Genomic DNA, 22,276 nt, shown 5'->3' with positions numbered 1-22,276 from the left:
ACGGTGTGCCGTCCACGCGCCGGACTATCGTCGGGTCATGACTACCGGCGCCGCGACCACGGCCGATCACCTACGTATTGCCTTGGACGGACCCTGGGCGGGTATCCGGGAAGAGGCCCGTATCCAGCTGGCCGGAGACGAGTTCGCCGGAGATCCGTCGCTCGACTTCGAGGCGGCGCGCGCGCGGGTGCTCGATCAGATGCGCGCCGTCGCCTCCCTGGGCTACGCCGAGCGGGGGTTCCGGCGGGAGAACGGTGGGACCAGCGAGCCGGGGGCGGCGGTGGTCGGCCTGGAGATGCTCGCCTACGCGGATCTGTCGCTGTGGGTGAAGGCCGGAGTGCAGTGGGGTCTGTTCGGTGGTGCGGTGGAGAACCTCGGCACCGACCGGCACCGGGAGTACATCAAGCGGTTGATCTCGTTGGATCTGCTCGGGTGCTTCGCCATGACCGAGTCCGGGCATGGGAGCGACGTCGCGAACCTGGAGACGACGGCGACCTACGATCCGCAGACCCAGGAGTTCGTCGTGCACTCGCCGACACCGTCGGCACGCAAGGATTACATCGGCGGCGCGGCCGAACACGCCAGGATAGCGGCGGTTTTCGCGCAGTTGATCACCGACGGCGAGAACCGCGGCGTGCACTGTCTGCTGGTGCCGATCCGCGACGAGAACGGCGCTGACCTGCCCGGCGTGACCACCTACGACGACGGACTCAAGGGCGGACTGCCCGGTGTCGACAACGGTCGCATCATGTTCGACCAGGTGCGGATTCCCAGGGAGAACCTGCTCAACCGCTATGCCGACGTCGCCCCGGACGGCTCCTACAGCTCCGAGATCGACAACCCGAGCCGACGGTTCTTCACCACGCTCGGCACTCTGGTGCGCGGCCGCGTGAGTGTCGGCGGCGCCGCGGCGGCCGGTGCGCGGGTCGCGCTGAGTATCGCGGTGCGATACGCACTGCAGCGTCGCCAGTTCGCCGACCCGGACACCGGTGTGGAGACAGTCCTGTTGGATTACCGCAACCACCAGCGCAGGCTGCTGCCCTTGGTCGCGAAGTCCTACGCGCTCGCCTTCGCGCAGAACGACCTGGTGCGGCGGATGCACCTGGTGCAGACCGGCCAGGATCTCGAGCCGGGCGCGCAACGCGCTCTGGAGAAGCGCGCGGCGGGACTGAAGGTCGCGCAGACCGAGCACGCCACCCGCGCCATTCAGGAATGCCGTGAAGCATGCGGCGGTGCAGGCTATCTGACGGAGAACCGTCTGGTCACGCTCAAGGCCGACACCGATGTCTTCACCACGTTCGAGGGCGACAACGTCGTGCTCACGCAGTTGGTCGCCAAGGAACTGCTCACCGCGTATGCCGACGAAGTGCGGGACCTGGATGCGCTCGGGTGGGTGCGTTTCGCCGCGACCATGGCCGGTGACGTGGTGCGCAAGCGATCCGGTGTGCGCCAGCTGATCCAGACTCTCAAAGACCGGGGTGACGAGTCCATCGACGAAGGCGACCTTTCCCGTCGTGCGGTGCAGTTGCAGTTGTTCGCCGACCGCGAGGACTACTTGGTCCGCACCGCGGGGCACCGGCTGCGCGCCCGAGCGCAGGACACCGGCCCGTTCGAATCGTTCAACAACGCCCAGGACCACATCTTGGCTGCTGGTTCGGCCCACATCGACCGCCTGGTGTTGGAGGCCTTCATCGAGGGCATCGCCGGCATCCACGACCCGGAGGCGCGTGCGCTGGCGGACGCGATGTGCGATCTATTCGTCTACTCGACGATCGAGGAGAACCAGGCCTGGTACATCATGCATCGGTTCATGTCGGTCGAACGAGCGAAGGCGGTACGTCGCGGCGTGAACGAGCTGGTCGACCGGCTGCGTCCACACGCGCAGACCTTGGTCGAGGCCATGGGCGTGCCCGAGACGATGCTGCGCGCCGCCATGCTCCACGACGCGAGCGTGTTCGACCGGACGTAGTCGCGGAAACGTCGACCGCGTACCTCGTCGCCGCGTCCACCGGGTGCTCGGCTGATCGTCGGCAACCGAATTGCCGCGTCGCCCACGGTTCAATCGCCGATCGGCCGAGGTGTGGTCACGAACTCAGGTGCCGAGTCTGCTGGTTCGGGCAGTGCTGTGCCAGTGGGGTAGCGATTCGGCCGCCCAGCACAGCAGCGTCACCATCGTGATCGCCGCCGCGGCGCCGCCGAGGATGTCCGTCGGATGGTGGTAGTCCAGGCCGATCATTCCCGTGGCGGTCGCCGCCAACGCCATGCTGGCCACCGCGCACACCGCATACCGCGCGTGGGGCGCGCCGGCCAGCAGCATGAAGGCGGTGGCAATGGCCACCAAGTGCACGGTGTGTCCGCTCGGGTAAGCGAGATAGTCGTGCAACTGCCGTCCCCACAGCGGTTTCAGCAGCCAGGTGTTGATCGCGACGGCGAGTTCCGGGACCACGGCCATCGTTACCGCCCGTCGCCGGTCACCGTGGTGCGCGAACCATGCGCTGGCCAGCACGAGCACCGGGATCAGCAGATAGCCGTTGCTCGGGAGCACGAGCGCCTCGCAGATGCCGGAGCGCGTGATCCACGCCGAGTGCAGTGGTTCGGCGATCGCACGATCGACCGAGGATGAACCGCCATCGGCCGGCAGGGTCAATGGCACTGCGACGGTGACGGCCGCCCCGGTCGCGGCGACGCCGAGGCGAGCGCGATGTCGTGGGATGGAATTCTGCCGAACAGCGAGCACCGCTCGACGATAGTCACCGGCATACCGGACAGCGCACTGCTGGTGGCACGCGATGGACACCTGAGCCGGGACGCCCGAGTCGGCCGGAGTGTTGTCCACCATAGGCACGACGACCAGTGGCGACGAACTGATTGTATGTATTCATCGAAATCAAAACTATTTATTCATTCTGTGTCGGATATTTGCCGCTTTGCGATCGGTCGGGACGCGGAGCGGGTCGGTGTTCGTGATGGTTGTCCATGTTGCGAATAGTTCTCGGTCGGCTCAGATGAGGGCCGGCTTGATAAAATGATTGCGAGATCCTCGGAACAGTACGATATTTTCGGTGTAATTCTGAAGACGCTTAAACGGTGCCGCAGCCGACCCGACGAAATGCGGCTCGACTTCGGTGCATCGGCAAGTTGTGGACGTGTCTTGGAAGGAGAGCGACCAGGAAGGGTCGCCACTACGGCCCAGCCGTTCCCGACCATGGATATCGTGGCGTTGCTCACTCGGTTGAACGAGAATCCGCTGGTTAGCCGTCCGAGGGCAACCAGTGGAGGTGTCACAGATTCCCCAGCTGCCCCGTCTTCACTCGGTAGGTAGTTCGCTCGAAGGGAAGAACCGTGACCACACAACACACGCACCACCTCGAGAACCCGGACGCGACGACGGACCCTCCCGAAATCGAGGTGATCGGGTCTGTTCCGGGAGCGCCGCAAATCCCGGATGGCGCCGAAGCTATGACGATCCTGGTCAAACTCCCCCCTCGGTCTGCGGGGTCGCCGCCGCATCGGCATTCCGGTCCGGCATACGGCTACGTCGTCAAGGGCGAGATGATCTTCGAATTGGAAGGCGAGCCGCAACGAGTCGTCGCGGCCGGTGAGACGTTCTGGGAGCCTGGTGGCGATGTCATCCACTACCAAGACGGGAACAACCTCGACGACGCCGAATCGGCCTTTGTCGTGACCATGTTCTGCGCCCCTGGCCAGCCGATGCTGATTCCGGTGAGCGCCGAGGAACTCGCACAGCGCAGCCACCTGCGGGCACAGCGTCCATAGCGGATTACTCACGCGCCTGAGCTAGCCGGCTGTACCGCTCGTGCGCGCCAGTAGGTACGTCTGGTTGTGTTTCGGGCTCTTCGACCCCGAACGGTGCGGAGCGGTTGTCGGCGCCGGGTGCAATCCCAGCGGCTGACGTCGGCGGCGGCCAGTCGGCTGACCGCGCGCTTCGGTGGACGGCGCTGTCGATGTCGTGAGCCCAGAACGTGTTCCATGGTGGCGCGCGGCTTCGTCCGGAGCGACGACGAGTCTCGATCCGGGTGCGGCGGTCGCCGGCCACCGTCGAGATACTTCGGCGGGAGGGGGTTGGCGGCTCGCTGGGGGGCGTGCAGTTCGCGCGGACGAAGCGGTGGGATCGGCTTGTCCGCCGCAGACGGGTCACGTGGGTGGGCCGGCAGTTACCCACGTGACCGTGGCTACGCGACCGCTTGGATCGTGAAGAGAAAGAACTTGAAGGGAACATTGATGGACTATTCGAGCGAACACCAGATCGCGACGTCGGTGCTCGTGATCGGCACCGGTGGGGCCGGATTACGGGCAGCGATCGAACTGGCCGAGCGGGGCGTCGACGTGCTGGTGGTGGGTAAACGAGCGAAGGGGGACGCACACACCACGCTGGCGGCGGGCGGCATCAACGCCGCACTGGCGACCATGGACCCCGAAGATACCTGGCAGCAGCACGCGGCCGACACGATCAAGGAGAGTTACCTTCTCGCCCGCCCGGAGACCGTGCGGATCGTCACCGAGAATGCCGCTCGCGGCATCGACGACCTACAGCGCTGGGGAATGCCGTTCGCTCGGGAATCGGATGGGCGTATTTCCCAGCGGTTCTTCGGTGCGCACACCTACCGGCGGACCGCATTCGCCGGCGATTACACCGGCCTGGAGATCCAGCGGACAATCGTGAACCGTGCCGCTCAGCTCGGTGTACAGATACTGGATACCTGTTATGTGACGCGAATTCTCGTGCACGACAACGTTGTGTTCGGTGCGTATGGGTTCGATCTCGACAACGGTCGACGCTACGTTTTTCACGCTGATGCCATCATCCTCGCCGCCGGCGGGCATACCCGGATTTGGCGTCGTACTTCGTCGAGGCGCGATGAGAACACCGGTGACTCGTTTCGGCTCGCCCTGCTCGCCGGTGGTCGGATCCGTGATCCGGAACTCGTGCAATTCCACCCGTCCGGGCTCATCGAGCCGGAGAACGCCGCAGGCACGTTGGTGTCGGAAGCCGCACGGGGCGAAGGCGGGATCCTCCGGAACGCGGCAGGCGAGCGATTCATGACCCGGTATGACCCGGAGCGGATGGAACTGTCGACCCGCGACAGGGTGGCGCTTGCCGCCTACACGGAGATCAAGGAGGGCAGGGGCACCGCGCACGGTGGTGTCTGGCTTGATGTGTCGCATCTACCGCGCGAGACGATCATGCAGCGGTTGCCACGGGTCTACCAGACCATGCTGGAACTACAGATGCTCGACATCACCCGCGACCCGATCGAGATCGCGCCCACCGCGCACTACTCGATGGGCGGCGTGTGGGTACGGTCGCACGACCACGGAACCGACGTCGAAGGCCTCTACGCGATCGGCGAGGCGTCCAGCGGTCTGCACGGCGCCAACCGGCTCGGCGGCAACTCACTGATCGAACTGTTCGTGTACGGCCGGATCGTCGGCGAGGCCGTAGCGCGCTACTCGGCCGAATTGTCCGCCCAGCGTCGGTCACCGGGCGCGCTCGCCGACGCTCGCAGTGAGGTGGACGAACTATTGGCCACCGACGGCAAGGAGAACGTGCGCGCCTTACAACGCGCCCTGCGCGACGCGATGACCGAGCACGCCGGTGTGGTCCGCGACGACGCCGGAATTCGAACCGGACTATCGGATCTCGATCGGATCGAGGAACGGATGACCCACATCGGAGTACATCCAGACCCCGCGGGCTTCCAGGATCTGGCGCACGCGTTCGACCTGAGATCGTCGGCGATCGCCGCTCGCGCCACACTGGAGGCTGCCCTGGAACGACGCGAAACGCGTGGTTGCCACAACCGTTCCGATTACCCCGAACTCGATCCCGACCTGCGCGTGAATTTGGTGTGGTCCGGGCCCGGTCGGATCGAACGGGAGGGCATCCCCGAGGTCCCTGACGACATCGCCCGACTCATGCGGGAGGTCTCCACTGCCGGCAAGCTGGTCGAATGAGTCGAATGAACGGGACAAGACACAGCGTAAGCGCGCCCGCGTGGTGGTAGCGCCGGCGGGTCTTGCGCGGCCCGCGCCCTTCGTTGCTACGCGCTGGCGCCTCGGGGCGAAACCGGCTCGGTAGCAGCGGGTCCGCCCGCTTCGGCCGATCAGCCCGGGCCGTAGGTCAGTATCGCGGTGACCACGAACCACAGCATCCAGGCGGCGCCGATCATCATGCCGATCGCCAGGACGGTGCGCATGAACGTGCGGCCGAGATCGAGGTCGCCGGATTCCCTCGGATACAGCTTCCACGGGCTGTACCACGGCGCTTCGATGGCGAAGGGGGAGTTCTGCGCGTCCTGTTCGGCCTGCGCCAACTCCTGGGCGTAGGCCTCGGCCTGCGCCTGATTCGGCCCGCCGTGCCACAGGGTAATGTCGATCGGACCGAGGAAACCCTCGTTGAGTAGTTCCTGTGGCGCTGGCAGATAGGGCAGAATGCCGAGGCCACGGAACGCGACGGCGATATCGTTGGCCGTCCACAGGAAGCTCTCCTGCTCGGCGAGCGAGTCGAAGTAGTGCTGGAGCCGACCGGGGTCGTCGCCGATGATCACGTCGAAGCTCGGATCGGTCCACGCCTGCTCGATCTTCAACTGGGCGCCGCGCAGCGGGACGATCAGCGCGACACCGTGCACTACGCGCTGCCCGAGTCCACGGGCGGCGAGCCAGCTCTGCAGCGCGAAGGTGTGGTCGCGGGACCTTTCCAGCGGTGTGCCGCGGTCACGGCGTTCTGTCGCGGCAGGCTCACCGTTGATCGTCCACCCAGCGTTGAGGGGGACCTCCAGGACGCCGTCCTGCCGGGCGACGAGCGCCTCGGTCTCGATCACCACGCAACTGGTCGGCGTCCACACCACCGCGTCGAACTGGTGCAGCTTGTCCTGGTGGAACAGGCTGCAGTTGATGGTCGCGACGCCGTGCGGACTCGTGGGATCCTTCCAGGCGCGCAACCAATCGATCAGAGCCCGCTCGGCATTGGTGCCTGCGGCGTTCTGAACTCGTACGAGCATTGGCGACCGCCCTTCACGTCGATACTCGACAGTGGACAGGATACGAGGTCGCGCGCCGAGTTCGCCGCGCCCACGCCAAGAATGGGCGTGTTGGGGGCGGAACTAATCCGGTTGTTCGGCTGCGATCCGGCCCGCGCGGACCGCCGCGACCAGCTCGGCGTGGTCGGCCTCGGTACGGTCGGCGTAGCGCACCGCGAAACTCGCCACCGAGTCGTCGAAGCATTCGTCACCGTCCAGGTACCCCGACAGCAGTCGTGGATCCAGGGAACGCGAATGGGCTCTGGCCAGCAGTGCGCCCGCCAACCTTCCGTAGTCGTCGAGATCGTCCGCGGGCAAGCCGGTGGGGTCTATGCGGCCCTTCGAATTGCGGAATTGCCGTACTATGAACGGCAATTCGGCGCCGACGCCGGTCGGGTCCAATGAGGTCCAACCCAGCAGAATATCGGTCTCGGACTGAACGATTCTGGCGCCCTGCACGATCCGTTCCCCTTCGTGCCGAGTGGTGGTCGTCGGCAGATACGGGGCCAGTACCGAGGGGGTGGCCTGCTTCACCTGGAGGATCAGCGACTCACCGTCGTTGCCGTGCAGTAGCGCGAGGTAGGTGTGCAGCCCGACACTTCCGGTACCCACAATGCGAAACGCGATGTCGGACACCGCGAAGCGGGCGATCAGGTTGCGCCGGGATTCGCGCAGGGTCTCGGCGTAGCGCTCCAGTCCTCCGATCACCGCCGCGGCGACGCGGTCCTCGACGGCGGTGAGAATCGGTGGGTCGCTGACGAATCGGTGTCTGGGGATGCCGTTCTCCTGGTCGTCGAGGTGCTCGGTCCACTTGGCCACCACCTTGGCGCTGGTGTTCTTGCGGGCCTTCTTCGCGGCCTTCTCGAAATCGTCCAGCAGGGCCTCGGCCTTGGCCTGGGTGATCACCGACTCGTCGGGTAGCGCGGTCCACGATGCCAGGAACGGCATGGCGGCCAGTTCGTCCACCGCCACGCGATAGGCGCGCACCGCGTCGCGGGCCGCCGCGCGGCAATCGTCCTCGTCGGCACCGCCCTCGCGGCCCGCCAGCACCAGACTGGCCGCGAGTCGCTCCAGATCCCACTCCCACGGGCCCGCGATGGTCTCGTCGAAATCATTGATGTCCATGATGATTTCGCCGCGCGCGGTGCCGTAGAGGCCGAAGTTGGCGGCGTGCGCGTCGCCGCACAGCTGGGCGGCGAGCCCGCTGTGCGGGCCACCCGCGAGATCGGCCGCCATCAACCCCGCCGCGCCTCGGTAGAAGGTGAACGGTGAGGCGATCATCCGGCCGACACGGAGGGGCCTCAGATGCGGCAGTCTGCCCGCGTTGCTCGCCTCGACGAACTCCTGTACGCCGGGACGGTGCGCACTGGTCGCCTCCCGGTCACGCGCGAGGGGCGCCACCCGCTGGCGCAGCGCGCGCCCCCTGGCGCGGATCTGCTCCGCGGGTGCATAGGAGCGTAGGTCGATACCACTGTCGGACATGACGAATCACGCTAGCGGCTGGCGGGCGGAAACCGATGTGGCGTCGGCCTCACTCGGCGGGAATCGCGGGCAGGACGGGCTCGATCGGTAGTCGCAACGCACCGGGCGCGGTGGTAGGCACCGCGGGGCGGGCCGGCGGCACCGGTGCGATGCGCAGGTAGGCCGATCCCAGTTCCGGCCGGGTGTCGGGCTCGTTCCGGTTGGGCCAGAACGCCATCGCGCGCTCGGCTTGCGCGGTGATGGTCAGCGACGGGTTCACGCCGAGGTTGGCGGTCACCGCGGAGCCGTCCGCGACGTGTAGGCCGGGATGCCCATACACCCGTTGATACGGGTCGACCACACCGGTCTCCGGGCTGTCGCCGATGACGCAGCCGCCGATGTAGTGAGCGGTCGCCGGGATGCCGAACACGTCCATGATCAGGCCGTGGGTGTCGCCGTCGACCTTCGCGCCGAAGCGGCGGCCGATGTCGTGTGCCAGCGGGATCCAGGTCGGGTTCGGCGCACCGGTACCCGGCCTGGTCACGAGTCGTCCGCGCCGTCGGAACGAGGTCAGGGAGTTGTCCAGTGACTGCATGATCAGCAGGATCACCGACTTCTCCGACGCGTGCCGTGCGTTGAGACTGCGGAGGAATACCAGCGGGTGCAGCAGGATTGCCAGCAGAAACCGGAGGAAGCGGAACGCGCCGCCGTCGACGATCGGCACCGACATCGGGAACAGTGCATTCTGCCGCTTCCCGTAGTGACACACCTCGACGTGGGTGTCGGCCTCCGGATGGATCGAGGAGGTGATCGCGACGCCCTCGGCGAAATCGTTGCGTGAGCGGCTCACCACGTTGAGGATCGCCTCGGAGTTGCTGCGAGTCAGCTCGCCGAGTCGGGGCGACAGGCGGGGAAGCACGCCGTCGTCGCGCATCTTGTGCAGCAACTTCTGGGTGCCGAGGGCGGCGCCCGCGAGTACCACCTGCTCGGCGGTGAAGGTCCTGCGCTGCTTGCGGATCCAGCGGTCGGACCGTTGGGTCTCGACCGCGTAGCCGCCGTCGGGCAGCGGGCGGACGGTGGTGGCGGTGGTCAATGGATGCACCTGAGCGCCCGCCTGCTCGGCCAGGTAGAGGTAGTTGGTGGTGGTCGTGTTCTTGGCGTTGTGCGGGCAGCCGGTCAAGCACCGTGCGCAGTGCACGCAGCCGCTGCGGCGCGGCCCGGCGCCGCCGAAGTAGGGATCGTCGACCTCCGTGCCCGGATTGCTCTCGTTGAAGAACACACCGACGTCGGTGGGGTGGAAGGTGTCGGCGACGTCGAGGTCTTCGGCGATCTGCTGGATCACCTCGTCGGCCGGGGTCATGCGCGGGTTGGGCGCAACGCCGAGCATGCGCTTGGCCTGGTCGTAGTACGGCGCCAGCTCCGCGCGCCAGTTGGTGATGTGGTTCCACTGCCGGTCGGTATAGAAGTTCGGTAGCGGTTCGTAGAGGGTGTTGCCATAGATGAGCGAGCCGCCGCCGACGCCGACCCCGGAGAATACGGCGCACTTGCCGAGCAGGCTGATCCGCTGTGGCCCGGTGCAGCCGAGCCGGGGCGCCCAGATCGATGTACGCACATTCCAGTTCGTGGCGGGGATGTCGTCGTCGTTCCACCGCCGACCAGCCTCGAGCACGCCGACCCGATAATTCTTCTCGGTGAGCCGCAACGCGCTGACGCTGCCGCCGAAGCCGGAACCGATCACCACCACGTCATAGTCGAATGTGGACATGACTTCCTCTCGCACACCCGCGATGGGTGAGATGATTTCATACTCATTCTGTCACTGTCGGGTTGTGGCGAAAACCATTCGAGTAGGGCGTCCGGGGCGCGGATCGCGCGGAAATCGGCGCCGGAGATGGCGGCGGCCGGGTTGGTGCGGTATGCACGGGGTCGTGACAACCGAATCGGGCACGACGGAACCCGGGGAGCGCGCCGGCGCCGACGGCGCGTTGCAGGGTATCTTTGCCGACCGCATCCTGACCGTGCCGAATGTGCTCAGCGTGCTGCGACTGCTCGGCGTTCCGCTTTTCCTGTGGTTACTGCTGGTCGAGCGGGCCGACGGCTGGGCATTCGCACTGCTGGTCGCCAGCGGCGTCACCGACTTCCTGGACGGCAAACTCGCGCGGTTGCTCGACCAGTCTTCGCGACTGGGCGCGCTGCTCGATCCGTTCGTGGACCGGCTGTTTCTGGTCACGACGCTGGCTGCCTTCGTGATCCGCGGACTGATCCCGTGGTGGGTGGCGGTGATCCTGGTCGGGCGAGACGTCGTGCTCACCGTGACGCTGTCGGTGTACAAACGTCGCGCCCTGCCCCCGCCGGAGGTGATCTACCTGGGCAAGGCCGCCACCTTCGCGTTGATGTCGGCGCTGCCCTGGCTACTGGCCGGGCAGATGGACTGGGCGGGCGACGGTTTCGGGCGGGCCTTCGGCGGGGCATTACTGGTCTGGGGTACGGCGGTCTACGTGTGGACCGGCATGCTGTACACCGGCAGAGCCGTCGCGGTCGCGAGAGCGATACCGGCAGTGTCACACCGAACGGCATAGCCGATAGAGTTTGCTTGCAACGTTCAAACGAAAGGACGGCCTGTGACCCAGACCCCCGAGGATCTGCGCTACACCGAGGAGCATGAGTGGGTGCGCCGGATCGCCCCGACCCGGGTCCGGGTGGGCATCACCGACTACGCCCAGTCTCAACTCGGTGACGTTGTGTTCGTGCAGTTGCCCGAGACGGACGCGGATGTGGTCGCCTCGGCCAGCATCGCGGAGGTGGAGTCGACCAAGAGCGTGTCCGACATCTACGCGCCGATGGGCGCGAAAGTCGTTGCGGTGAACGAGAAGTTGACCTCGGAGCCGGAGACTTTGAACACCGACCCCTACGGTGAGGGATGGCTGTTCGAGCTGGAGGTGAGCGACGCGGTGAGCCTGGATGCGACGCTCGATGAACTGTTGGATGCCGCAGGTTATCAAGCAGTTATCGGGGGCTGAAGCAGCCTTGCCAGTTCCACCTGCACGGGTGCGGCCTGGCAGGGTACGGTCAATGCCAACAGATGCACCCGGCGGTTGTGCCGGGAATCTAGGGACTCGACGGCAGGTCGTGATGTCACAAACATCACCTGCTTGCATGTGATAATCAGGTTCGAGGAGGAGAGAAACGGTGAGCGAGAACAAAGACCCGGGTTACGGGGAGACCGCGGCCGAGACAACGTCGGTCTTCCGCGCGGATTTCCTGAACGAGGTCGACGCGTCGCGCTCCGGGGAGCCGACCGGCGAGCAGCCGGTCCAAGGGGTCGAGGGTCTGCCCGTTGGCGCGGCCCTCTTGGTCGTCAAGCGCGGCCCGAATGCGGGCTCGCGGTTCCTGCTGGATCAGCCGACCACGTCGGCGGGTCGTCACCCCGACAGTGACATCTTTCTCGATGACGTCACCGTCAGTCGTCGGCACGCCGAGTTCCGTCAGGACGACGATTCGTTCCAGGTCGTCGACGTGGGCAGCCTGAACGGCACCTATGTGAACCGGGAGCCGGTGGACTCCTCGGAGTTGCAGAATGGTGACGAGGTGCAGATCGGCAAGTTCCGGCTGGTGTTCCTCACGGGACCGCGCGCACAAGTTACGGATACGTCGGCGGGTGCGGGCAGTCTATGACCACGTCGGCGCTGGGTCTCACTCATGAAAGGCTCAGGGTCATGAAGGACCTGGCGCTGTGACCGGTGCGGCGCAGTGGGCTCGCGGAGGCATGTCGATCGGCTCCGTACTCGACCTGCTGCGTCCCGATTTTCCGGACGTCACCATCTCCAAGATCCGTTTCCTGGAAGCGGAGGGCCTGATCCGGCCGGAGCGGACGCCCTCGGGCTACCGTCGGTTCTCCGTCGCGGATGTGGAACGGCTCCGGTTCGTACTGACCGCGCAACGCGACCAGTACCTGCCACTGAAGGTGATCAAGGAGCAACTCGAGGCGATCGACAGCGGTGCGGCAACGCTCGGTGTGCGGGAAGCCCGTGCCCGAGCGCACCCCGGTCACGGCGCTGTCGCGGAATCCGCGCGTGTTCCGGTGGAGTCCGAGCAGTCCGCCGCCGGTCCCGAACGCGGCGGGCGCCCCGTGGCGCCGCCGCGTCGGCTCGGTGTCGTGCCGAGTGCGGTCTCTCCGGATGATCTGCGATTCGATCACGAAATCCGGCTCACTCGGTCGGATCTGCTCGACCAGGCCCAGATCGATGACAGGTTCCTCAACGATCTGATCCGCGCCAACCTGATCACGCCAGGTGCCGCAGGGTATTTCGACGCCGACGCGGTCACTCTGGCGAAGACCGCGCGGGCGATGGCCGAATTCGGTTTGGAGGCACGGCATCTGCGCGCGTTCAAGCTGGCCGCCGATCGGGAGGCCGCGCTCGTCGCGCAGATTGCCGCCCCGATCGCGAAGAGCCGCGATGCGGGGGCCCGGGCTCGTGCCGAGGAGATGGTGCGTGAACTCGCGGCGCTGTCGCTGACACTGCACACCTGTCTGGTGAAGGCTTCGGTCCGGAGTTCGCTGGGGGGTTGAGCCTCTGGTGGCTCGCGGCCGGTAGGTTTCGTCGATCCAACACGCCGATTGCGGCGGTGCACACCGATCGCTGGACCCGTGCTGGTTCGCCTAGACTCGTGGTACGGCGAGTTCTGCAGCGGTCATGTCGGGCTGCCGGCGAGTATGGGAGGCAGTGCGATGAGCGAAATGCGCGTGATCGGCATCCGTGTCGAACAGCCACAGAACCAGCCCGTGCTGTTGCTCCGCGAGGTGGCGGGAGACCGGTATCTGCCGATCTGGATCGGGCAGGCCGAGGCGACAGCGATCGTGCTCGAGCAGGAGGGGGTGACCCCGATCCGCCCGTTGACCCACGACTTGATCAAGGTTCTCATCACCGAACTCGGACACACGCTCAAGGAAGTCAGGATCGTGGATCTCCAGGAGGGCACCTTCTACGCGGACTTGGTTTTCGACAACGATTTGCGGATTTCGGCACGCCCGTCCGATTCGGTGGCGATAGCCTTGCGGGTGGGTTGCCCGATCTACGCCGAGGAGTCGGTGCTGGAGGAAGCGGGGCTCGTCATGCCGGACGAGCGTGAGGACGAGGTCGAAAAGTTCAAGGAATTTCTCGAGTCGGTATCCCCCGACGACTTCAAGGCAACCGATAGCTGAAGTAGAGGTCGAGACTTTTACCGCGCGTCGCGTTTGGCTCGATGAGGGCGCTCCCTGGACAATCGAGGGGAGTAATCTCGACAGTTGGGCCACGCCCGTTTCGGCCGAATCCGCCAACGGTTCGGTCAACGGAGCCGGGTCATCGATGAGGCTTTGAATGCGTCGGCGAAGCAAGGGAGTGGTCAGTGGCAGAGCAATCGCAGGATGTGGTACAGCCAGGCCTGTTCCCGGACGACTCGGTGCCTGACGACCTAGTCGGCTATCGCGTCCCCAGCGCATGCCAGGTGGCCGGGATCACCTACCGGCAGCTCGACTACTGGGCACGCACCGGTTTGGTCGTGCCTTCGGTCCGCGGCGCGGCGGGTTCGGGTAGTCAGCGGCTGTATTCGTTCAAGGACATCCTGGTCCTCAAAATCGTCAAGCGGTTGTTGGACGCGGGCATTTCGCTGCAGAACATCCGTATCGCCGTCGATCACCTGCGCAGCCGCGGCGTGAAGGATCTGGCCGGCATCACCCTTTTCTCCGACGGGACCTCCGTGTATGAGTGCACTTCGCCCGAAGAGGTCGTCGATTTACTGCAGGGCGGACAAGGGGTCTTCGGCATCGCCGTCAGCGGAGCCATGCGTGAGCTGACCGGCGCGATCGCCAACTTCCCGGCCGAACGGGCGTCGGCTGTCACCGAACGACCGGAGGACGAGCTGTCTTTCCGTCGTAAGGCGCGGATGAATCGGAAAACGGGCTAGGTCGACCGCTGCTCGATGAGCGCGATACAGCGTCGCGCCGTGCAAGGCAGCCACGATATCGCCGGGCTGGTGGGGCCGATCGACCCCATCGAAGCATTCCCGACGGTCGACGAACTCAACGGATTCGCTGACGTGCTGGCCGCCGCTCATCCGGGCCGAATATCGATTACCGAGATCGGGCGATCACGCGGCGGTGATCCGATCCGCGAGGTGCTGGTCGGATCGGGACCGCGTCACATCCTGGTGCTCGGCAATCCGCACCCGAACGAGCCGATCGGCATGGCCACGATCCGTCATCTGCTCGGCAGAATGGCGCGCGACGATGCCAGCACGGTCGATGCCACCTGGCACTTCGTGCTGTGTGTCGATCCGGACGGGACCCGGCTCAACGAAGGCTGGTTCGCGGGTCCGCACACCAGAACGGGTGTTGCGCGCGGTTTCTACCGCCCGCCCGCGGTAGAACAGCCGGAGTGGTGCTTTCCGACCGCGTGGCGTGGCATTCGAGTCGGCGTACCCCTGCCGGAGACGAGAGCGCTGATGACGCTGATCGACCGCACTCGGCCCGCTCTGATCGTTTCGCTACACAATGCCGAATTCGGCGGGGGGTTCTTCTACACCACCGGCGGTGACCCGGAGTATTGGTCGGGGCTGACCGACCGACTCGAGGCCTCGGACGTGCCGATCTATTGCGGCCAGCCCGACACACCAGGTGCGCGGATGTTGGCGCGCGGCGTTTTCGAACTGCCGCGGTTCGACGCGATGGCCGACCGACTAGCAGGACAGGGCGTCGACGCGGTCGCGGCACTGGGGGGCGGTGGCTGCCGGGACTACGTGGCGCGCTACGGCACGGCGATTCTGGTGTGCGAGTTGCCACTGTGGGTCGATCCGCGGATCGGCGACGGCGCAGCGGGCGATCGTGTTCTGGGTGACCTGCTCGACGCCACGGCCGCGGACTTCGCCGCCCTGGCCGACGTCGTGGCCGATGTGCTTGCCCGGGTCTCCGATTGGCTGAGCGGCAGCAGCCCGTTCGAGCGGTCGGTACGCGCGTTGGTCGCCAGGCTTCCCGGTCTCGCGGTGAGCAGGCAGGTGGTGGCGAGCCGGAACCGGATCGCGACCCGCGGCGAGATCTTCGTCCACCAGTACGACTGGACGGCCATGATGCGCCTGCGGCTCGGTGGCATGCTGTTGCGGTTGCTCGACACGGAATATCGGCGCGTCGGATCGCCGGTACTGGCGGCCGAACGTGACCGGTTCGCCGCGGTCTTCGACGGGTGGTGCGCCGAGATCGAGCACAACGCGCCCGGCGCGCCGGTGCCGCTTCCGCGCCTGGTCGGGATCCAAGCGGAGGTGATCATGCTCGCGGCGACCCGGTTGCGCGATGGGTTGGCGATCTGATGCCGGATTGCGGGCGGTCGGCGAGTGACGAGAACGACATGGCGCTGCGTGGGTCTCGCGGCGCGCTGCGGTGTGGTGTCGGCATAAACTGACGGTGCGTCGCCGCCGTGCGGGAGAGTCCCGGTCTCGACATGAGTCCGGGCGCCGAAGGAGCAGCACCTCCCCGTCAATCTCTCAGGCAACAGGGACCGTACGGGCTTCGACGCCTCTGGAAAGCGGTGGCTTCGAGCTGCCCGCCCATGGGGAAAGGGTTCGCGTCGGTCGCGGCACCCGAATCTCTCAGGCGCCACGACAGAGGGGGAGGGCCGGTACTCGTCGACCACGCGGTCGACCCCGCCCGACCTTGGGAGTTTTGTCGTGACACGCTCATTCGCCGATCGTCATATCGGACCGGACCGAGGCGAACTCGCCCGGATCCTGGACGTCATCGGCGTACCGTCGCTCGATGAGCTGGCCGCGAAGGCGTTGCCGGCCAGCATCCTGGACGGCACCGGCCTGGCCGGACTGCCCGCAGCGGCCACCGAGCACGAGGCACTCGCCGAACTGGCGGCGCTTGCCCAGGCGAACACCGTGGCGACCTCGATGATCGGCCTCGGCTACTATGACACGCTGACCCCGCCGGTACTGGTGCGCAATGTGCTGGAGAACCCGGCCTGGTACACCGCTTACACCCCCTACCAGCCGGAGATCAGCCAGGGCAGGCTGGAGGCCCTGCTCAACTTCCAGACCATGGTGTCCGAGCTGACCGGGATGGATGTCGCCAACGCATCCATGCTGGACGAGGCCACGGCTGCGGCCGAGGCGATGACGCTGCTGCATCGCGCGAGTAGGTCCAAGTCCACGCGCCTTCTGATCGACACCGATCTGTTCCCGCAGACCAGGACCGTGCTGTACACCAGGGCGGAGCCGCTCGGCCTCGAGATCGTCGAGGCGGACCTGTCCGCGGACGCGCTGCCCGACGGTGAGTTCTTCGGTGTGCTGGCGCAGACGCCCGGTGCCTCCGGCCGCATCGTGGACTGGACCGACTTGATCAGCGCGGCGCACGAGCGCGGCGCGCTGGTTGCGGTGGGGGCGGACCTGCTGGCCATGACACTGATCACGCCGCCCGGCGAGCAAGGCGCCGACGTGTGCTTCGGCACCACCCAGCGTTTCGGTGTTCCGCTCGGCTTCGGTGGCCCGCACGCCGGGTATCTGGCCGTTCGCCAGAAGCAGGCCCGTCAGCTACCCGGTCGCCTGGTCGGCGTCTCGGTGGACGCGGACGGCGACGTGGCCTATCGGCTCGCATTGCAGACCCGCGAGCAGCACATCCGTCGTGAGAAGGCGACCTCCAACATCTGCACCGCGCAGGTGCTGCTGGCGATCGTGGCCGCGATGTACGCGTCCTACCACGGTGCCGACGGCTTGCGTGCCATCGCTCGCAGGGTGCACCGGCATGCCACCGCGATCGCGGCAGGGCTGGACGGCGCCGTCGTGCACGACGCCTTCTTCGACACTGTGCTCGCCCATGTGCCCGGTGGCGCGGAAGCCGTGGTGGCGAAGGCGAAATCACGCGGGATCAATGTGCGCCTGGTGGACGCCGACCATGTCGGCATCGCCTGTGACGAGGCGACCACCGATGCGCACGTCGCGGCCGTGCTCGAATCCTTCGGCACCGCGATGTCCTCCGAGCAGGGCGCGCCGGCTCCGGTCGCCGCGATAGAGACCCGGACATCGGAGTTCCTGAACCACGCCGCGTTCACGAAGTACCACACCGAGACGGCCATGCTGCGCTATCTGCGCTCGCTGTCCGACAAAGACATCGCGTTGGACCGCAGCATGATTCCGCTCGGCTCGTGCACCATGAAGCTCAACGCCACCGCGGAGATGGAGGCCATCACCTGGCCCGGCTTCGCTCGTATGCACCCGTACGCGCCGGTCGATGACGCGCCTGGTCTGCTGAAGGTGATCGCGGATCTGGAGGGCTGGCTGTCGGATATCACCGGTTACGACTCGGTGAGTCTGCAGCCCAACGCGGGCAGCCAGGGCGAGTACGCCGGCCTGCTGGCGATCCGCCGCTACCATCTGGACCGCGGCGACAGTCACCGCGACACCTGCCTCATCCCGTCCAGCGCGCACGGCACCAACGCGGCCTCCGCGGCCATGGCCGGGCTGCGCGTCGAAATGGTGAAGTGCCGCGACAACGGGGACGTCGATCTGAACGACCTACGCGCCAAGATCGCCGACCACGCCGACCGGCTGGCCTGCATCATGATCACCTACCCGTCCACGCATGGCGTATACGAGCACGAGGTCGCCGAGTTGTGCGCGCTCGTGCACGATGCGGGCGGTCAGGTCTATGTGGACGGCGCGAACTTGAACGCGCTGGTCGGCCTCGCCCGTCCGGGCCGGTTCGGTGGCGACGTGAGTCATCTCAACCTGCACAAGACCTTCTGCATTCCGCACGGTGGCGGTGGTCCTGGTGTCGGCCCGGTCGCGGTGCGCGCGCATCTGGCCCGGTATCTGCCTGGCGATCCGTTGCAGGCGGGATCGCACGCGGTCTCGGCGGCCGAGTACGGCTCGGCGTCGATCCTGCCGATCACCTGGGCCTATATCCGCATGATGGGCGCCGACGGTTTGCGCAGGGCCACGCTGTCGGCGATCGCGTCGGCGAACTACATCGCCCGCAGGTTGGATGAGTACTTCCCGGTGCTCTACACCGGAGAGCACGGCATGGTCGCGCACGAGTGCATACTCGATCTGCGCGAGATCACCAAACGGACCGGCGTCACGGTCGACGACGTGGCCAAGCGACTCGCGGACTACGGTTTCCACGCGCCGACCATGAGTTTCCCGGTGGCAGGCACACTGATGGTGGAGCCGACCGAAAGCGAGAATCTGGCCGAGTTGGACGATTTCATCGAGGCGATGATCGCCATCCGCGCGGAGATCGATCAGGTGGACACGGGCGTGTGGCCGGTGACCGACAACCCGCTGCGCGGTGCGCCGCACACCGCGGCATCACTGGTGGGCGAATGGGAGCATCCCTACAGTCGTGAGATCGCCGTCTATCCACGCGGCCGCGCGCATGCCAGGGCCAAGGTATGGCCGCCGGTACGCCGGATCGACGGTGCCTATGGCGACCGGAACCTGGTGTGCGCGTGCCCGCCGCTGGAGGCTTACGCCGATTGACCATGGCCGGCTCGCACCGTCCGCGGGCGCGACGTCGGCATCGAGCCCGCCCCGCTCGCGCTGGCACGGTCGGTCAGGGAGTAGTGAGTGCCTTGACGACGGCGGAGCCGAAGCTGATGTCGTCGGAGGTGGTTACGCGGGTGTAGCTGCCTCCGGTCTGCCGCGTCAGGTCCTGCAGGGTTTGGTTGCTGCTGCCATTGCCGCCGATGACGATCATGTCGATCCGAACGGGGCGGTCGCGGTTGATCGCGGCGGTGATGTCGGCCGCCAGTTCGGCTCCGGTGACCGTGGAATCGTCATCGGGTCCGTCGGTGATCAGCAGCACCGAGTTGGTCAGGCCAGGCTTGTATCCAGCGATAGCGCTCTTGAAAGCGGCGATCAACGAGGGGTATGCCTGATCGGCCCGTGGCTCGCCGGCGTGGACGGCGCCGAGGGCGGTGCTGATCAGTGTGCGCTGGTCGGTGGTGAGCGGCGCAGTGGCGGCCTGCACCTGATACGGGGTGGTGCCTTCGAGGTTTTTACCGAAGGTCCAGACACCGAGGCCGAAGTCGGGCGGCATGACGGTCATTGTGGAGTTCAGAGCGCCGATCACATTCGTCAGCCGTGTCGTGGCACCCTCGGCGGTCGCCATCGAGGCCGAGACGTCGATCAGAACCGTGGACTGCACGCCGAGAACGGGCTTTGCGAGCGTGGCCACCACCTTGTCGAGGGCGGCGCGTGGTGGCGCGGCGACCGCGTCGGGCGGTGCGGTGGTGAATCCGGCGGCGAGGAAGTTCTGCGCCTGACTCGGGGCACGCAGATAATCGCGGAACAGCCCCGCGATGAGATTTTGAGTCTTGTCCACCCATGGGCCGGACATCAGTGCGGCCGGGTAATCCGCTGTCGGCGCGGCCCCGGTCGGACGGAACGCGGTCACCTCGGGCCGGGTCTTCACTTGCTGTTCGGTAGCAGCTACCGCATGAATCGATGCCTGTCGCGTCCCCGCGATGGCGGACAGCGCGGCAGCGGTGTCGGACGCCTCGGGGGCACCCACGGCGAGCCCCGAGACGGCGGCGACCACCTGACCGGATTGCGCCTCCGCCGTGGTGAGCGGATCCGCGCCCGACACCATGCTGCCGACCGAGGTGGCCGCGGCGAGCGTGGCGTCCCCGAGCGGGAGCGCCATTCGCAGGCCACCCCAACCGGTCAGTCCGAGTTCGCCGAGCGAGCCCTGCTGCAGCCGTGGCAGATCCGCCCAGCTGATCTGTGCCTGCTCCAGCGCGCGGCGCAATTCCTCCGGCACTGCCAGCACGATCGGGCTCCCGGCGACCGGCGCGGGAGTGCCCTCGATCAGCCCGGGTACCCGCATCGCCTCGATGGAGCGAGACGAATCGGCGATCCACAGCGCAGGTTGCGGGCCGAGCGCCGGTTCCCAGGCTTTGCCGCTGGTGAACGCGGCGACGACGGCGGCCGAGGGCTGCGTGGTCACCGCGACCTGCGCGCAGTGGTCGCGCACCCGAGGCTTGGTCGAGTTGTAGCCGTCCGCGGCGGCCCTGACCTGCGTCGCGATCTCCGGATCGGCGGTCACGTACAGCGTCGCGGGCCCCTCCACGCACTCGGCCGCCGCAGCGCTGTCCTGATGGGCTGCCCGATCGCGCAGTTGAAACCAGCCGACAACGATCCCAGCTAACAACGCAACGACAACCACTGCGATAACCGGACCTTTGCTGACGCCCCGGGACCTGGCTCCGCTGCGATGAGTGCCCACGCGCTCAGTGTATGGTCCTCGGCGAGGCGGGCTCGGCGAGGCTCCCTGTTCCGCCAGTCGGTCGGTGCGCGGCTCATCGGCGTACCTGCTGTCGTGCGCGGGCGGAGTGTCACTGGCGGATTACGCGTCCCCGGTCGAACTCGTGGCCGCCCCAGACCCCGGACTGTCCGGTGTGGGCGGCGAACTCGCCGCACGCGTCTCGGATCGGACAGGCCGCACAGACTGCGCGGGCGTAGTCGAAATCCTGCGACGGGTACGGGAACCAGGCATCGTGGTTCGGGTCGCCACGGCAGGCCGCGCGGTGCCACGCTCGGGAATCCGAGAGTGGAAGCAGGTCGGCCAGGGTCGACTCGGCGACGGTGGTGGTCTCGGTGTAGGTCATCGCGATCTTCTCCTTCCTCGGATCGTGGTCAGGTGGCGGCGAGTTGCTTCCAGATTCGCCGTTGCTGCCTGACTCGGTGGTTGGGCGCCCGCGGCTCCCAGAGCAGGCGCATGCCCGCCTCTTCCGGGGTGCGGTCGGCCTTGGCCGTGTTGCACGGCGCGCAGCAGGCCACCAGATTGCTCCAGGTGTTCGGGCCGCCCCGTGATCGCGGCCGGATGTGGTCTACGGTGCGGGCCCACCGCGCGCAGTAGCCGCACCGGTGGTTGTCTCGGCGCAGCACGCCGGCCGGCGTCGCGCGACTATCGTCGTACCGCAGCGGGCTGTGCTCGATATACACGTAGCGCAGCAACCGAATCGTCTCCGGCAGAGCGAGTTCCAGGTGCCGTGACCGAATCGGGAAGCGGGGATCGCGGACCACGACCGTCTCCGCCGCACCGGCGATGAGCAGGACGACGGCCCGGTCGGCAGTGATCTCATCCAGCGCCTCGTAGGAAGCGTTGAGGACGACCACTCCGGTGTTCATCCAGTTGTCGGTGGTCGGCACAACCTGATCGGTGGCACGGCGGGACGGCATGGGAGTCACCATGTTTCGTACGGAAAGTGAGTGAGGAGGGGGACGGCGGCGGTATCAGCCGAGGGCGTCGAGGCGGCTGTCGTCCGGCCCGTCGTGCATGACGCACAACTGCGTGCCGAACGCGTCGCCCGCGGTCGACAGCCACGGCGCCATGTCGGGATACCTTCGATTCGTCTGTTCCGGAAGCACTGCCGCCCCTCCTCTCCACTGCTCGGGCGACCACCTTCGATGCGATGGTCATCGTCAATCACATGGTGGCACAACGCCCCCGTCGCTGTCGGGTCATTTTCGGCGGTGCGATGACCAGACCCGCCGATCGCGGACCGACTCGGTCGTAGTGCTGCCGCGTCGAACAAGAGATCGCATCGGATGCGCCGCCGGTGAGCTGCGCCATCGGTATCGACCGGGGACGGAGTGCTCGGGCTGCCGAGGTCGGTCCATGCGTGATCGTGTCTGTGGACGCCGCGGCCCCACTCGGGAAGTCGTCGGTAGCGGTACTGAGCGGTCGCGGCCCGGGACGGGCTACATACCTCGATCGGACGAGTGCGGCACGCGGCGACGGT

General features: G+C 66.8%; 19 protein-coding genes and 1 riboswitch. Of the genes, 11 read left to right on the top strand and 8 right to left on the bottom strand.

Annotated features, from left to right (window positions below; genetic code table 11):
• Positions 1-37: 37 nt before the first annotated feature.
• A complete protein-coding gene (locus tag AB0B25_RS08385) occupies positions 38-1,969 on the top strand; it encodes an acyl-CoA dehydrogenase (protein ID WP_357176387.1) in 1,932 nt (643 codons plus the stop codon).
• Positions 1,970-2,092: 123 nt separating this feature from the next.
• On the opposite strand, the gene AB0B25_RS08380 is transcribed toward AB0B25_RS08385, so the two are convergent.
• Positions 2,093-2,737, bottom strand: coding sequence for a phosphatase PAP2 family protein (locus AB0B25_RS08380; protein WP_357176385.1), 645 nt, complete (start codon positions 2,735-2,737; stop codon positions 2,093-2,095).
• A gap of 665 nt (positions 2,738-3,402) precedes the next feature.
• Between AB0B25_RS08380 and AB0B25_RS08375 the strand changes: the two genes are divergently transcribed.
• Both AB0B25_RS08375 and AB0B25_RS08370 read left to right on the top strand, forming a co-directional pair.
• Positions 3,403-3,777, top strand: coding sequence for a cupin domain-containing protein (locus AB0B25_RS08375; protein WP_357176445.1), 375 nt, complete (start codon positions 3,403-3,405; stop codon positions 3,775-3,777).
• A gap of 465 nt (positions 3,778-4,242) precedes the next feature.
• Positions 4,243-5,976 (top strand): FAD-dependent oxidoreductase, encoded by a 1,734-nt coding sequence (locus tag AB0B25_RS08370; RefSeq protein WP_357176383.1) that lies wholly within the window; start codon positions 4,243-4,245, stop codon positions 5,974-5,976.
• A 149-nt stretch (positions 5,977-6,125) separates the two neighbouring features.
• Here AB0B25_RS08370 and AB0B25_RS08365 read toward each other — a convergent pair whose 3' ends face one another.
• The 3 genes from AB0B25_RS08365 to AB0B25_RS08355 all read right to left on the bottom strand — a co-directional run bounded on the left by AB0B25_RS08365 (position 6,126) and on the right by AB0B25_RS08355 (position 10,266).
• Positions 6,126-7,022 (bottom strand): nuclease-related domain-containing protein, encoded by an 897-nt coding sequence (locus AB0B25_RS08365; protein ID WP_357176381.1) that lies wholly within the window; start codon positions 7,020-7,022, stop codon positions 6,126-6,128.
• 102 nt (positions 7,023-7,124) lie between these two features.
• Positions 7,125-8,522 (bottom strand): DUF2252 domain-containing protein, encoded by a 1,398-nt coding sequence (locus AB0B25_RS08360; protein ID WP_357176379.1) that lies wholly within the window; start codon positions 8,520-8,522, stop codon positions 7,125-7,127.
• A gap of 49 nt (positions 8,523-8,571) precedes the next feature.
• A complete protein-coding gene (locus tag AB0B25_RS08355; protein ID WP_357176377.1) occupies positions 8,572-10,266 on the bottom strand; it encodes a GMC family oxidoreductase in 1,695 nt (564 codons plus the stop codon).
• Positions 10,267-10,486: 220 nt separating this feature from the next.
• Here AB0B25_RS08355 and AB0B25_RS08350 point away from each other — a divergent pair, with 220 nt between their 5' ends.
• From AB0B25_RS08350 to gcvP, 8 genes are all read left to right on the top strand, one after another.
• Positions 10,487-11,080 carry a CDP-alcohol phosphatidyltransferase family protein gene (locus AB0B25_RS08350; protein WP_357176444.1) on the top strand — a complete coding sequence of 198 codons (594 nt, stop codon included), beginning with the start codon at positions 10,487-10,489 and terminating at the stop codon, positions 11,078-11,080.
• Positions 11,081-11,122: 42 nt separating this feature from the next.
• Positions 11,123-11,521 carry a glycine cleavage system protein GcvH gene (gcvH, locus tag AB0B25_RS08345; protein WP_357176375.1) on the top strand — a complete coding sequence of 133 codons (399 nt, stop codon included), beginning with the start codon at positions 11,123-11,125 and terminating at the stop codon, positions 11,519-11,521.
• Positions 11,522-11,690: 169 nt separating this feature from the next.
• Positions 11,691-12,176 carry an FHA domain-containing protein gene (locus tag AB0B25_RS08340; protein WP_357075405.1) on the top strand — a complete coding sequence of 162 codons (486 nt, stop codon included), beginning with the start codon at positions 11,691-11,693 and terminating at the stop codon, positions 12,174-12,176.
• Positions 12,177-12,267: 91 nt separating this feature from the next.
• Positions 12,268-13,071, top strand: a complete 804-nt coding sequence (locus AB0B25_RS08335; protein WP_357176442.1) for a MerR family transcriptional regulator — start codon at positions 12,268-12,270, stop codon at positions 13,069-13,071.
• 159 nt (positions 13,072-13,230) lie between these two features.
• Positions 13,231-13,704: a bifunctional nuclease family protein gene (locus AB0B25_RS08330; protein WP_357176373.1), complete on the top strand. Its 474-nt coding sequence runs from the start codon at positions 13,231-13,233 to the stop codon at positions 13,702-13,704.
• 185 nt (positions 13,705-13,889) lie between these two features.
• Positions 13,890-14,447, top strand: a complete 558-nt coding sequence (locus AB0B25_RS08325; protein WP_357176371.1) for a MerR family transcriptional regulator — start codon at positions 13,890-13,892, stop codon at positions 14,445-14,447.
• Positions 14,448-14,462: 15 nt separating this feature from the next.
• The gene (locus AB0B25_RS08320; RefSeq protein WP_357176370.1) at positions 14,463-15,842 is read left to right on the top strand and encodes a M14 family zinc carboxypeptidase; all 1,380 of its coding nucleotides are present in this window, start codon (positions 14,463-14,465) and stop codon (positions 15,840-15,842) included.
• A 100-nt stretch (positions 15,843-15,942) separates the two neighbouring features.
• Positions 15,943-16,043: riboswitch (glycine riboswitch) on the top strand.
• Between the two features lie 156 nt (positions 16,044-16,199).
• Entirely contained in the window at positions 16,200-19,010 is a 2,811-nt protein-coding gene (gene gcvP / locus AB0B25_RS08315; RefSeq protein WP_357176369.1) for an aminomethyl-transferring glycine dehydrogenase, read from the top strand.
• Between the two features lie 73 nt (positions 19,011-19,083).
• Here the strand turns inward: gcvP and AB0B25_RS08310 are convergent, their stop codons facing one another.
• The 4 genes from AB0B25_RS08310 to AB0B25_RS08295 all read right to left on the bottom strand — a co-directional run bounded on the left by AB0B25_RS08310 (position 19,084) and on the right by AB0B25_RS08295 (position 21,902).
• A complete protein-coding gene (locus AB0B25_RS08310; RefSeq protein ID WP_357176367.1) occupies positions 19,084-20,757 on the bottom strand; it encodes a VWA domain-containing protein in 1,674 nt (557 codons plus the stop codon).
• A gap of 109 nt (positions 20,758-20,866) precedes the next feature.
• Complete coding sequence (locus AB0B25_RS08305) at positions 20,867-21,139, bottom strand: WhiB family transcriptional regulator (RefSeq protein WP_357176365.1); 273 nt, start codon at positions 21,137-21,139, stop codon at positions 20,867-20,869.
• A 28-nt stretch (positions 21,140-21,167) separates the two neighbouring features.
• Positions 21,168-21,662 carry an HNH endonuclease gene (locus AB0B25_RS08300; RefSeq protein WP_357176440.1) on the bottom strand — a complete coding sequence of 165 codons (495 nt, stop codon included), beginning with the start codon at positions 21,660-21,662 and terminating at the stop codon, positions 21,168-21,170.
• 105 nt (positions 21,663-21,767) lie between these two features.
• The gene (locus AB0B25_RS08295; RefSeq protein ID WP_357176364.1) at positions 21,768-21,902 is read right to left on the bottom strand and encodes a hypothetical protein; all 135 of its coding nucleotides are present in this window, start codon (positions 21,900-21,902) and stop codon (positions 21,768-21,770) included.
• Positions 21,903-22,276: the final 374 nt, after the last annotated feature.

The organism is Nocardia sp. NPDC049190 (assembly GCF_040648115.1).
Taxonomy (GTDB): domain Bacteria; phylum Actinomycetota; class Actinomycetes; order Mycobacteriales; family Mycobacteriaceae; genus Nocardia.
Note: the sequence above shows the minus strand (reverse complement) of the source record. Positions and strands in the feature narration are given on the sequence as shown.